Annotated in this window: 11 protein-coding genes; 3 read left to right on the top strand and 8 right to left on the bottom strand. The window is 52.1% G+C overall.

Features of this window, described 5'->3' with window-relative positions:
- Nucleotides 1-25: 25 nt before the first annotated feature.
- From proY to phoB, 4 genes are all read right to left on the bottom strand, one after another.
- Complete coding sequence (proY, locus tag OGX98_RS07530; RefSeq protein ID WP_286595066.1) at nt 26-1399, bottom strand: proline-specific permease ProY; 1374 nt, start codon at nt 1397-1399, stop codon at nt 26-28.
- An 81-nt stretch (nt 1400-1480) separates the two neighbouring features.
- Nucleotides 1481-2800, bottom strand: a complete 1320-nt coding sequence (gene brnQ, locus OGX98_RS07525; protein WP_045440455.1) for a branched-chain amino acid transporter carrier protein BrnQ — start codon at nt 2798-2800, stop codon at nt 1481-1483.
- Between the two features lie 407 nt (nt 2801-3207).
- Entirely contained in the window at nt 3208-4503 is a 1296-nt protein-coding gene (gene phoR, locus OGX98_RS07520; RefSeq protein WP_045440453.1) for a phosphate regulon sensor histidine kinase PhoR, read from the bottom strand.
- Nucleotides 4504-4553: 50 nt separating this feature from the next.
- On the bottom strand, nt 4554-5243 hold the full coding sequence (gene phoB, locus OGX98_RS07515) for a phosphate response regulator transcription factor PhoB (RefSeq protein WP_045440451.1): 690 nt from the start codon (nt 5241-5243) through the stop codon (nt 4554-4556).
- Nucleotides 5244-5432: 189 nt separating this feature from the next.
- On the opposite strand from phoB, the gene sbcD reads away from it, so the two are divergent.
- Together sbcD and sbcC are read left to right on the top strand one after the other, a co-directional pair.
- The gene (sbcD, locus tag OGX98_RS07510; RefSeq protein ID WP_286595065.1) at nt 5433-6635 is read left to right on the top strand and encodes an exonuclease subunit SbcD; all 1203 of its coding nucleotides are present in this window, start codon (nt 5433-5435) and stop codon (nt 6633-6635) included.
- Nucleotides 6632-9775, top strand: a complete 3144-nt coding sequence (sbcC, locus tag OGX98_RS07505; RefSeq protein ID WP_286595064.1) for an exonuclease subunit SbcC — start codon at nt 6632-6634, stop codon at nt 9773-9775. The genes sbcD and sbcC overlap by 4 nt, the downstream gene beginning before the upstream one ends.
- Nucleotides 9776-10021: 246 nt before the next feature.
- Here the strand turns inward: sbcC and mak are convergent, their stop codons facing one another.
- Nucleotides 10022-10933 carry a fructokinase gene (mak, locus tag OGX98_RS07500; RefSeq protein ID WP_045440442.1) on the bottom strand — a complete coding sequence of 304 codons (912 nt, stop codon included), beginning with the start codon at nt 10931-10933 and terminating at the stop codon, nt 10022-10024.
- Nucleotides 10934-11024: 91 nt separating this feature from the next.
- Here mak and rdgC point away from each other — a divergent pair, with 91 nt between their 5' ends.
- Nucleotides 11025-11936 carry a recombination-associated protein RdgC gene (rdgC, locus tag OGX98_RS07495; RefSeq protein ID WP_045440439.1) on the top strand — a complete coding sequence of 304 codons (912 nt, stop codon included), beginning with the start codon at nt 11025-11027 and terminating at the stop codon, nt 11934-11936.
- A gap of 44 nt (nt 11937-11980) precedes the next feature.
- On the opposite strand, the gene ppnP is transcribed toward rdgC, so the two are convergent.
- The 3 genes from ppnP to yaiA form a co-directional block, all read right to left on the bottom strand.
- A complete protein-coding gene (ppnP, locus tag OGX98_RS07490) occupies nt 11981-12265 on the bottom strand; it encodes a pyrimidine/purine nucleoside phosphorylase (protein ID WP_045440436.1) in 285 nt (94 codons plus the stop codon).
- 71 nt (nt 12266-12336) lie between these two features.
- Nucleotides 12337-13014 (bottom strand): AroM family protein, encoded by a 678-nt coding sequence (locus OGX98_RS07485; protein WP_048221959.1) that lies wholly within the window; start codon nt 13012-13014, stop codon nt 12337-12339.
- Between the two features lie 246 nt (nt 13015-13260).
- Nucleotides 13261-13452, bottom strand: coding sequence for a protein YaiA (gene yaiA / locus OGX98_RS07480; protein ID WP_045440432.1), 192 nt, complete (start codon nt 13450-13452; stop codon nt 13261-13263).
- Between the last annotated feature and the right edge of the window lie 12 nt (nt 13453-13464).

The raw sequence follows: 13464 nt of genomic DNA, 5'->3' as shown, positions 1-13464 counted from the left end.
GACATAGCGGTCATCCGGTAAAAAATTACTGTGCTTCAGCCAGTTGACGCTCGCGACGACGCTTAAATACCCAGCCAACCAACAACAGGATAATCCACGCGAAACCAACGTAAAGCGAAATACGAGTATCCGGGTGGTAACCGATGAGCGCGATAATAAAGACCAGGAAAATCAGGCCAACAACGGTCGTCGTCACTCCGCCAGGCACTTTGAATTTCAGCGCCTTAACCTCTTCCGGCGGCAGACGGCGGCGGAAGGCAATCTGCGACAGCAGAATCATAATCCACACCCATACCGTGGCAAACGTTGCCAGTGAGGCAATCACCAGGAAGACGTTTTCCGGCATGATGTAGTTGAGATAAACCGCAAACAACAGTGCGAATGTCATCACCATCACCGTCACCCACGGCACACCGCGACGTGAGGTTTTAGCAAACATTTTCGGCGCGCTGCCCTGCTCCGCCATACCGTGCAGCATACGGCCTACGCCAAAGACGTCAGAGTTGATCGCCGACAACGAAGCGGTCAGCACCACAAAATTCAGGATGCCGGCGGCAAAAGTAATCCCCATGTGCTGGAAAGTCAGTACAAACGGGCTTCCATCTGTGCCGACCTGGTTCCACGGGTAGATGGACATAATGACGAACAGCGTGCCCACATAAAACACCAGGATACGAATCGGTACAGAATTGATAGCGCGCGGGATAGATTTTTCCGGGTCTTTTGCTTCACCTGCGGTAATGCCAATAATCTCAATCCCGCCATAGGCGAACATTACCATTTGCAGCGACATCACCATACCGAGCCAGCCGTTGCTGAAGAAGCCGCCGTTACTCCACAGGTTGTGGATGCCGGTCGGTTGCCCACCGTTGCCAATACCCCAGATGATGATGCCGAAACCAGCAACAATCATGATGATAATAGTGGCGACTTTAAAGAATGAGAACCAGAACTCCAGTTCACCAAACACCTTCACGCTCATCAGGTTAATGGCGCAGATAATCAATACCACGCTGAGGACCCAAATCCAGTGCGGTACGGCCGGGAACCAGACGCCCATATAAATACCGAAGGCAGTAACATCGGCGATGGCGACAATCAGGATTTCAAAACAGTAGGTCCAACCGGTAATGTAGCCCGCGAGAGGCCCGAGGTTTTCCTGCGCATAGCGCGAGAAAGAGCTGGCTGCAGGGTTATGAACTGACATTTCGCCCAGCGCACGCATAATTATGTACGCCGCCACGCCACCGATAAGATAGGCCAAAAGTACGCTTGGCCCCGCCATTTTGATGGCATCGGCCGAACCATAAAACAGCCCGGTACCAATTGCTGAACCTAATGCCATAAAGCGAATGTGCCGGGTGCTCAGCCCACGCTTTAGCTTGTTATTACTTTCCATCGATTCCTAACCTGTTAACACAATAAAAAAACCACGGGGCCATATTAATAGCCCCGTGGTTAAAACTTATTGTCAGTGATTTTAGTGTGCGCTGGAGGTCACTTGTCGACCCGCTGCGCGATCCCAGATTACTGCCAGGACCACCATCACGACTGTTGGCATCAACCACGCCAGACCTTGTTCCGCCAGCGGTAAACGCTGGGTCCAGGCCGGTAAGATGTCGCCAATTGCAGAAGCTTTAATGCCATCAAGGATACCAAAAATCAGGCTGATAAACATCGCAGGTGCAATGACACGGGAAGAATTATGCCACCATGAGCGGGTAAAGCTTAATACAACCAGTGCGATGCATGGCGGATAGATAGCCGTCAGCACCGGAATGGAGATCTGAATCAGGTGGCTCAGACCCAGGTTCGATACCACCATCGAGAAGCCGCCGAGGATAAACACCAGCGTACGATAAGACAGCGGCACATACTGGGCAAAGAACTCAGCGCACGCACAGGTCAGGCCAACTGCAGTCACCAGACAAGCAATAAAAATCAGTGCGGCCAGCAAGAAGCTACCTGCGCCACCGAAGGTATGCTGAACATACGCATGCAGAATCGCAGCACCATTAGCAGACTGATCGACCAGCGTCGCACTGTCAGAACCCAGGCGGAACAACGCGAGGTACAACAGCGTTAAACCCACACCAGCCATCAGACCCGCCCAGACGGTATAACGGGTCAGCAGACGCGCTTCAGTAACGCCACGCGAACGAGCGGCGTTAACAATAACAATACCAAAGACCATCGCACCCAGCGTATCCATTGTCAGATACCCGTTCACGAAGCCATTAGAAAACGCTGCGGTTTCATAGGCTTCCATGGCGTTACTGATCGGGCCCGCAGGCCAGACAATCGCTGCAACAGAAAGCACAACCAGCGCAATAATTTTCAGCGGCGCAAGGAAGTTCCCCACCGTATCCAGCAGTTTGCCCGGATAGAGCGACACCAGAATAACAATCGCGAAATAAACCACGCTATAGATAAACAACGGCAGCGCCGAGTCACCAGTCAGCGGAGCAATTCCCACTTCAAAAGAGACTGTCGCGGTACGCGGAGTAGCAAATAACGGCCCTACCGCCAGATAACACACGGTAGCCAGCAGTAAACCTGCTACTTTGCCGATCGGGGTGCTCAGGCTGTCTACACCGCCACCGACTTTCGCCAGCGCTACAACGGTAAGCACCGGAAGACCAACGGCGGTAATCAAAAAGCCAAAAGCCGCAGTCCAGACGTGTTCGCCGGCCTGCAAACCAACCATTGGGGGGAAAATGATGTTACCTGCACCAACGAACAGTGCAAATGTCATAAATCCCAGGGCGATAATATCGCGTGATTTTAACTGATGGGTCATAAAGTCTTACAGCCTGTGGATGTGGTGTTGAAAACGTTTAATTTTCTGCCGTTCCCTGAGGGACAATACAGCGGCATTTTTAATCAATTCCAGCGGGATATCCTCCCAACCAGACGCAGCGAAGAATAGTTTTTCGATTTACCGCGTAAATGCAGTCGGTATGACAGCACTTGGTGCGCAATTTAAACGCTTATAACGTTTTAAAGCAAGGTGGGATCTAAAAACCAGAACAATATAGTGATATGAAAAATAGAACCAGCACAAAACACCATTCCCGTGAAAAAGTCATGGGCAATAATGCGAACAAAAAACAATCAAACGTCGTAAAATTCAGGATGTCATTATTGACGATGATGAAAAAAGCCAGCTTGCGCTGGCTTTTGGAAAGTTAACATTACAAATGAGCGTTAGCGGTTACTTTTGGCAATTAAACGTTCCGGGAGTATGAAACTAAACCGCGTTCCTTTTCCTGGTGCACTGTCGATAATCAACCGACTGTCATGATGATTTAACGCATGCTTCACGATCGCCAGCCCTAATCCACTACCGCCCGTTTGCCGGGATCGCGCTTTATCCACGCGATAAAATCGCTCAGTCAGACGCGGGATATGCTCAGAAGCAATGCCGGGGCCGTTGTCTTCGACGCTGAACTCAGCGCCTTGGGTCACATGCTGCCAGCGCACGGTGATATGCGTTCCCGCAGGGGTATGGTTGACCGCGTTATAGATAAGATTCGAGATAGCACTGCGCAGTTGCTCCTCATTACCCAACACACTTAGCTGGCTATCAACGTCAAAGGTAAAGGTGTGTTTATTCTGGCTCAGCGTTTGCGCCTCATGTTCAACCACGCGCAGTATCACCGGCACATCGACTTTTTCATTCAACAGCAGCGCTGGTGCGGCCTCGATTCTCGACAATGTCAGCAGTTGCTTAACCAGCCCTTCCATACGCTGTGTTTGCTCACGCATGGTGTGCAGCGCTTTTTCTCGCGTTGCACCTTCCAGGGGATGTTCCTGCATCATTTCCAGATAGCCTTGCAGCACCGTGATTGGTGTACGCAGCTCATGGCTGGCGTTGGCAAAAAAGTTACGCCGCGCACCTTCCAGTTGGTGCATCTGGGTGACATCACGCGCCACCATCAGCAATTGCTTATCGGTATAGGGCATCACGCGAATTTCCAGATGTCGTCCGGTATTGAGAACCAAATTGATCGGTCGACTAAAGTCGCGCGTTTTCAGGTACAACGTGAATTCCGGGTAACGCAGCAGGTTAAGAATATTTTGGCCGCTATCGTCCGGCCAGCGTAATCCCAGAACCTGCTGCGCCAGGCCATTACACCAGAAAATACCGCCCTCTTCGGTAGTCAGTACAACCGCGTCGGGGAGTGATTCAGCCCCACTACGAAAGCGTTTGATCAGATTACCCAGTTCACGACGGCGCTTCTTGTTACGTAGCTGCATTTGATGCAAACCGTACAGCAACGGTTCCCAACTGCCTCGCCCCGGCGGTGGTGTCATACTCCTGTCGACCCACAACCACCAGGACAAACGTAATAAATTCCAGAAATGCCAGACAAGCAGGCTTGTTACCGACGCCAGTAAAAACCAGGGCAGATAACCGAAAAAAGCACTAAGGATAAAAGCCGGTATGCAGCAAAGTATCAGCTCCAGTACCAGCCTTCTCCATGACAATCGTTCAAGCAAACGTCATACTCCATTTACAGCCAGGTCCATTAGGCTTGTATTCTTACCAGTCAGAAGCGGGTCGAAAAACGATATCCCGTCCCACGCACCGTCTGCACCATGCGATCGTGTCCGCTGTGCTCCAGCGCCTTGCGCAACCGGCGGATATGCACATCTACTGTCCGGTCTTCCACGTAAACATTGGTGCCCCAGACATGATTGAGTAATTGCTCGCGACTGTAGACGCGCTCAGGGTGGGTCATAAAGAAATGCAATAACTTGAATTCGGTGGGTCCCATATCAAGCGGATCCTCGCCGGTCATCACACGATGCGAGGTTGGATCCAGGCTCAGGCCCTGCATCTCAATGACCTCTTCAACCGCCATTGGCGAAATACGACGCAAAACGGCTTTAATACGCGCTACCAGTTCCTTGGGAGAAAACGGCTTAGTGATATAGTCATCTGCACCGGTTTCCAGACCACGCACGCGGTCCTCCTCTTCCCCTCTTGCCGTCAGCATCATCACAGGAATGTCCCGCGTCATCGCTTCTCGCTTGAGATGTTTAATGAACTGCAGACCCGACCCGCCCGGAAGCATCCAGTCCAGCAGGATGAGATCCGGCCAGGGTTCATTAAGTTGGTTCACAGCACTGTCATAGTCTTCGGCTTCTACGGGATGAAAACCGTTTTGCTCGAGCACGAAGCAGACCATTTCACGAATTGGAGCTTCATCTTCTACGACCAGAATACGTCTCGCCATGATTTGCCCTGTTTTTTAATTAACTCGTTTATCATCAATACGGTGTCATTATGCGTCAGATTTATGACAGATTTATGAAAAGATAGTCCAGGTTTAACGAAGGTTGTTGAATTATGACAGCCCGGAGGCAAGATATTACCGTCCTGCAAAGGTTATAATCCTGTTCACGTTTTTTGCCATGGAACACTTATGCGCATCCTTCACACGTCTGACTGGCATCTGGGCCAAAACTTCTACAGCAAGAGCCGCGCCGCTGAGCATCAGGCCTTTCTCGACTGGCTTCTGGATACGGCACAATCCCATCAGGTGGATGCGATTATTGTGGCTGGCGATATTTTTGATACCGGCTCTCCCCCAAGCTACGCCCGTGAGCTATACAATCGCTTTGTTGTAAATCTGCAACAAACAGGTTGTCATTTGGTGGTGTTGGCAGGAAACCACGACTCTGTCGCCACGCTCAATGAATCCCGCGATATTCTGGCGTTTCTGAACACCACGGTGGTCGCCAGCGCAGGTCATGCGCCACAGATACTCCAGCGCCGCGACGGCACACCGGGTGCGATATTATGCCCGATCCCTTTTTTACGTCCACGCGACATCATCACCAGCCAGGCAGGACTCACAGGCGGAGAAAAGCAGCAGCATCTGCTGGGAGCCATCACCGACTATTATCAACAGCAATATGAGGACGCCTGTAAGCTACGCGGCGACCAGAACCTGCCCATTATTGCGACAGGGCATCTGACTACCGTCGGTGCCAGTAAAAGTGACGCCGTTCGTGACATCTACATTGGCACGCTGGATGCATTTCCGGCACAAAATTTCCCGCCAGCGGATTACATCGCGCTGGGACATATTCACCGGGCGCAGGTCATCGGCGGAACAGAGCATATTCGCTACTGTGGCTCGCCGATTGCGCTGAGTTTTGATGAGTGCGGCAAAAATAAATGCGTTCATCTGGTGAGTTTCGAAGAGGGTAAGCTGCGCGCGGTTGAAAACCTCACCGTGCCGGTTACACAGCCGCTTTCGGTACTGAAAGGCGATTTAGCGTCTATTACTGCTCAACTTGAGCAGTGGCGCGACACAGATCAGGAACCGCCCGTCTGGTTAGATATCGAAATTACCACTGATGATTATCTGCACGATATGCAGCGTAAAATTCAGGCCTTAACTGAAGACTTACCGGTAGAAGTCTTGCTGGTACGCCGCAGCCGGGAACAACGTGAACGTATTATGGTGAATGAACGACGCGAAACGCTGAGCGAACTGAGCGTGACAGAAGTCTTTGACCGCCGCCTGGCGCTGGAAGAGCTGGAAGAACCACAGCGCGAGCGCCTGAATCAGCTGTTCAGTACCACATTACAGACACTCGCCGGGGAGCATGAAGCATGAAAATTCTCAGCTTGCGCCTGAAAAACCTGAACTCCCTGAAAGGGGAATGGAAAGTCGATTTCACGGCAGAGCCGTTCGCCAGCAACGGCTTGTTCGCTATCACCGGTCCGACAGGGGCTGGAAAAACCACACTGCTGGATGCTATTTGCCTCGCGCTGTACCACGAAACACCGCGACTGAGTAACGTATCTCAGTCACAAAACGATCTGATGACCCGCGACACCGCAGAGTGTCTGGCGGAAGTGGAATTCGAAGTCAAAGGCGAAGCCTATCGTGCCTTCTGGAGCCAGAACCGTGCCCGTAACCAGCCAGAAGGTAACCTGCAGGTCCCACGCGTAGAGCTTGCCCGTTGCGCCGACGGGAAAATCCTTGCAGATAAAGTCAAAGACAAACTGGAGATGACCGCCACGCTCACCGGGCTGGACTACGGACGATTTACCCGCTCCATGCTGCTTTCACAGGGGCAGTTTGCCGCGTTTCTTAACGCCAAACCGAAAGAACGTGCCGAACTGCTGGAAGAGCTGACCGGCACAGAGATCTACGGCCAAATCTCGGCGATGGTATTTGAAAAACACAAAACGGCCCGCACAGAGCTGGAAAAACTGCAGGCGCAGGCCAGCGGCGTTTCGCTGTTAGCAACAGAACAGGTGCAATCGCTCACAGAAAGTTTGCAGGTACTTACTGACGAAGAAAAACAGCATATTGTCAGTCAGCAAACTCAGCAACAGCACCTCAACTGGTTAATTCGGCAAAATGAGCTACAGACGGAAATAAACCGCCATCAGCATGCGTTGCGGGTCGCACAAGAGGCGCAGGAACAAGCGCAGCCGCAGCTGGCGTCACTCAGCCTGGCACTCCCTGCCAGAGCATTACGCCCGTACTGGGATCGAATTCAGGAACAAACGGCTACACTCACCCAAACACGCCAGAATATTCAAGAAGTGAATGCTCGCTTACACCACAGCTTAGCGCTGCGCAGTCGCATTCGTCAGCATGCGCAAAGGCAATCCGTCATAATGTTAACCGCAAAACAGACGTTAACGAACTGGCTGGCCGAGCATGACCGTTTCCGTTTATGGAACAGCGAACTGGCGGGGTGGAAAGCACTCTTTGCCCAGCAGTCTGACGCCAAAAACCAGCTACGCCAGTGGCAACAGTTGCGGGAGAACGACACGCGTAAACTGGAGGCTCTTGCGCAACCGACGCTGTCACTTTCGGCTGAAGACGTATCCCTGGCGCTGGCGCAACATGCACAGCTTCGTCCGTTACGCCAGCGTCTGAGCACGCTTCATGGGCAAATTGCCCCCAGGCAAAAACAGCTAACGCAACTGCGCACGACTATCCAACAGCGACAGCAGGAGCAGCTTCAGCGCAACGCCGCTCTGGCGGATAAACGCCAGCGCTATAAAGATAAGAATCAGCAACTTGCTGATGTAAAAACGATTTGCGATCAGGAAGCCCGCATTAAAGATCTGGAAAGTCAGCGGGCATTACTGCAGTCAGGCCAACCGTGTCCACTCTGCGGCTCCACCACGCATCCGGCGATCGCGACTTATCAAACGCTTGAGCTGAGCGTCAACCAGGCACGGCATGAAGCGTTAGAAAAAGAGGTCAAAACGCTGGCTGATGAAGGCTCTACCCTACGTGGGCAGCTCGACGCAATAACTCAGCAGCTACAGCGTGATGAACACGAAGCGCAGACGCTTTCTCAGGAGGAGCAAGCACTTACTCAAGAGTGGCAAACAGTGACCGCCGGTCTGAACATTACCCTCCAACCGCAGGACGATATCTCCAGTTGGCTCGCCGCCGAAGAAGAGCACGAGCAACAACTTCACCAGTTGAGCCTGCGCCATGCCCTGCAGGCGCAAATCACCGCGCATACAGAACAAATCTCTCACCTGCAGCAACAGATTGATCAACGCCAGAGCACGTTGCAGGCTGAGCTAACCCGGAATGGCCTGTCTCTTCCTGCCAATGGTGAAGAAGCTGCGTGGCTCAGCGAGCGGGCAAGCGAAACACAAATATGGCAGAGCCGCCAGAGTGAACTGACCGAGCTACAAGCGCAGATTGCGCAACTTACTCCTCTGCTGGAAACGCTACCTGAGACCGAAGTCATTCAGGATAACGAAGATAACCTGTCACTGGAAAACTGGCGACAGGTGCACGATGATTGCCTTTCGTTACAGGGCCAGTTGCAAACACTGCAACAGCAGGAGGCACAAGACCTGCAACGCGTCGCTGAGATTCAGGCGCAATTTGATGCCGCACTGCAAACCAGCATCTTCGACGATCGCGACGCTTTTCTTGCCGCCCTGCTGGATGAAGAGACCTTTAACCGACTCGAACAGCTAAAGCAGTCGCTGGAAAGCCAGTTACAGCAGGCTCAAACACTGGTCAATCAATCGACACAGGCGCTGGCGACGCACCAACAGCAACCGCCCGTCGGCGCGGACCTCACCCTTAGTCAGGAACATCTTCGCGATACGCTGACGCAGCTCGCTCAAAGGCTACGGGATAACACCACTCGTCAGGGAGAAATTCGCCAGCAGCTCAAGCAAGATGCCGAAAACCGTCAGCAACAAAAGAGTCTGATGCAGGAGATTGAAAAGGTCTCGCAGCAGGTCGAAGACTGGGGTTATCTGAACGCCCTTATCGGCTCTAAAGAAGGTGACAAGTTCCGCAAATTTGCGCAGGGGCTGACGCTGGATAATCTGGTCTGGCTGGCCAATAACCAACTGACCCGCCTGCATGGCCGCTACCTGCTACAGAGAAAAGCCAGCGAAGCGCTGGAGCTGGAAGTGGTTGATACCTGGCAGGCCGATGCCGTTCGCGATACCCGGACACTTTCCGGCGGCGAAAGCTTCCTCGTCAGTCTGGCACTGGCGCTGGCGCTGTCCGATCTGGTCAGCCACAAGACGCGAATTGATTCCCTGTTCCTCGATGAAGGCTTTGGCACGCTGGACAGCGAGACGCTTGATACCGCCCTGGACGCGCTGGATGCCCTTAACGCTACCGGCAAGACCATTGGGGTTATCAGCCACGTCGAAGCGATGAAAGAGCGTATTCCGGTGCAGATAAAAGTTAAAAAAATCAATGGACTGGGTTACAGCAAACTCGACAGGATGTTTGCGGTGGAATAGGCCAGACTCTGTTGTAATGCCGGATAGCACAGATAAACGTGCATACCCAAAATAATTCGAGTTGCTTGTAGGCGGCAATTGAGTGAAGCCCCAGGAGCTTACTCAGGTAAGTGACTGGGGGAGTGACAAATCTGTCAGGAGCAGATTTGAATGCTGCGGAGCGGCGGCCCGTCAGAATGAGGTTAATGGACGAGCCGGGTAACGCGCAGCCAACTTGAAGTATGACGGGTTATCCGGCAAAAGAGATTATGACTCTTGCGGCCACAGCCAGGCCGCACCGCGTACGCCGCTGGAGTCACCGTGCAGCGCTTTTCGTAGAGGCGTTTCACACTCGCCGCCGAAGACAAACTGCTTAATCAACGACGGGACCGTTTGATACAACCTGTCGACATTACTCATCCCACCGCCCAGTACAATGACGTCAGGATCAAGAATGTTCACCACATGAGCTAACGATTTCGCCAGGCGTAACTCATATCGTCTCAGTGCCTGCTCAGCCAGGGCATCCTGCTCATCTACCAGGCGAATAATTTCACTGCCTTTTAGCTGATTTCCGCTCAGCCGATGATAATCCGTAGCAAACCCTGTCCCAGAAATGAAGGTTTCAATACAGCCCTGTTTGCCGCAATAACAAGGCACTTCCTGCCGATAACGCAGTTCATCCTCATCCATCCACGGTAGCGGGTTATGTCCCCACTCTCCCGCCGTACCGTTGCCACCGGTATGCGCTCGCCCATTCAAAGCCACGCCAGAACCACATCCCGTACCGATAATCACTGCAAACACGGTTTGCGCACCCGCCGCCGCGCCATCTACCGCTTCAGAAACGGCCAGACAGTTGGCATCGTTTGCCAGACGCACTTCACGCTTCAACCGCGCGCTTAAATCTTTATCAAAAGGCTGACCATTGAGCCAGGTCGAGTTGGCGTTCTTCACCACACCAGTGTAAGGGGAAATCGAACCTGGGATCCCCATACCAACGGTTCCCGTCTGGCCGGTTGCGTTTTCCGCCATTTCCACCAGCGTAGCGATTGTTTCTATTGTTTGCCGGTAATCATCACGCGGCGTGGGCAGGCGATGGCGAAAAAGCTGTTCGCCCACATCACCTAGCGCAATCACTTCTGTTTTCGTGCCGCCTAAATCGATACCTATACGCACTGTATGTCCCTCTTCCCGATTAACAATGCAAGCATAGCGACAATTCGCTATTATGCCCGCTGGATTTAACGACAAGGCCGTGGAAATTATCATGCTGTGGTTCAAAAATTTAATGGTTTACCGTCTTAGCCGCGATGTTTCTTTGCGTGCCGAAGAGATGGAAAAACAGCTAGCCTCAATGACGTTTACCCCTTGTGGCAGCCAGGATATGGCAAAAATGGGTTGGGTTCCGCCGATGGGATCGCACAGCGATGCATTGACGCATACCGCCAACGGCCAAATTATTATCTGCGCCCGCAAAGAAGAGAAAATCCTGCCATCCCCTGTGATTAAGCAGGCGCTTGAAGCAAAAATATTCAAACTGGAAGCTGAGCAGGGTCGCAAACTCAAAAAGACCGAAAAAGACTCGCTTAAAGATGAAGTGTTGCATTCATTGCTGCCGCGCGCCTTTAGCCGCTTCAGCCAGACAATGATGTGGATAGACACCGTCAATGACCTGATCATGGTCGACTGCGCAAGCGCGAAGAAAGCGGAAGATACGCTGGCGTTGTTGCGTAAAAGCCTGGGTTCTCTGCCGGTTGTTCCGTTAGCGCTGGAAAATCCGATCGAGTTAACGCTCACCGAATGGGTGCGTTCCGGCTCTGTCGCCCAGGGCTTCCAGTTGCTGGATGAAGCGGAACTGAAAGCCATGCTGGAAGATGGCGGCGTGATCCGCGCGAAGAAACAGGATCTGGTGAGCGACGAGATTGCCGTTCACATTGAAGCCGGTAAAGTCGTCACCAAACTGGCTCTCGACTGGCAACAACGTATTCAGTTTATGATGTGTGACGATGGCTCACTAAAGCGTCTGAAGTTCAGTGATGAACTGCGCGATCAAAACGAAGACATCGACAGAGAAGACTATGCTCAACGTTTTGATGCCGATTTCATCCTGATGACCGGAGAACTGGCGGCGTTAATCAAAAGCCTGGTGGAAGGATTAGGCGGAGAAGCACAGCGCTGATTAGGATGTGCCGGATGGCAGCTTCGTCATCCGGCATTTTACAATTACAAATAGCGGCAAAGATACGATGTTGGCTCTGCCACCTGCAGATGAAACTCACTGTGCCCTGGCACGTTGAACACGTCCCCTGCAGCATACACTTTCCACTCAGTTTCCCCTGGCAGCAACACATTCAGCGCGCCGCTAACCACCGTCATCTCTTCAGGTGCCGCAGTACCGAAAGTGTATTCGCCTTCCGCCATGACGCCAACGCTGGCACGGCCAGTACTGCTGCTGGTAAAACCAATCGATTTTACTTTGCCGGAAAAGTATTCATTACTTTGAAGCATACAACTGGCCCTATCTCGTTATTAAGTTAACAAACAATATAGGGGCCTGACGTTCCACCTGTCACGCAAAATTAAGCGAGCAGTTCTGAAGCCAGCCGCGCAATCAGGACATTAGACAAAAGCACCGGAACATCCAGCGATTTTTGCAGTAAATCACGATGTCGCTGATTAAACCCTAAACAATCCAGCATGATCACATCAGCACCTTGCTCAATGAGATCTTTCCCCGCATCGATCAGTTGTTGTGCGGATCCATCAAGAGGATTTGCCACGGCATAAACTGGCGGGGTCTGTAATACCTGCCATTTACTCACCTGGGCCTCAAGCAACTCAGTGACAGGCACAATCACCCCGACCTGATGCCCATCCACAATCGATGCCACCAGAGGGGGGATAATACGTAGGGGCTCAAGCAGGATGCTATTGTGTGCCGTCAGGCGGGCAATTGAAGCGGTACTCATCAATAAGATGACGTCAAAACCCTGGTTATCCAGCACTTCAACAATGCTTTGGAGATCGCGCTCAACTTTCTGGCGCGAGACATGAGCAAGCCGATGGTCGCTGAGCAACGTTAATAACAAATCATCACCTGGCGATACGGCATATTCGAGCATCACATCTTCCCTCTGCATCTGCCCCAGCAGACTATGGTGCGTGATGTGTTGCTCATCAATATATTCCGTCAGGAGCGGTAATACCTCACTCATCGGGACAACACCAATCGTGAGGATAGCCAGCGACGTACTCATTTGTTACTCCACCGTCTTCTTACTGCGTCATGAATTCCCAGGCAAATGCCGGACACCTACCTGCGCTACAAATGCTCAAAAGCGTAGCAGCAGATAAGCAAGGCATAATGTAAAGATTCCTAATCATTCCAGTATTATGTTGTTATCGCTTAATTTTCAATTTTCGCTGTGTATGACGACGTGCGAAAAATGTGATACCGATACGAGCAGAGGGTACTCTGATTTCTTTACCAGCAACGCCTGGCGTCAGGTTTTATCGGGATCCTCATAGCGCTTTTTGGCGTCCATGGCCTCTTGCGCGGAAGGATGTTCACTGATCAATGAATCGGGTTTAGGATGATCGGCGCGAAGTTGATACCAGGTTACCGTCTGGCCAGGCGTCCCTTTCTCAACTGTCACAATGGTAGCTTTGCGCGGGTAAGGTGGTTTTGTCGGCATATCTCTTCCTTT

It is taken from the genome of Citrobacter sp. Cm046 (genome assembly GCF_030333065.1).
GTDB classification, from domain to species: domain Bacteria; phylum Pseudomonadota; class Gammaproteobacteria; order Enterobacterales; family Enterobacteriaceae; genus Citrobacter; species Citrobacter murliniae.
The sequence above is the reverse complement of the archived record's forward strand: the minus strand, read 5'-3'. Positions and strand labels throughout refer to the sequence as shown.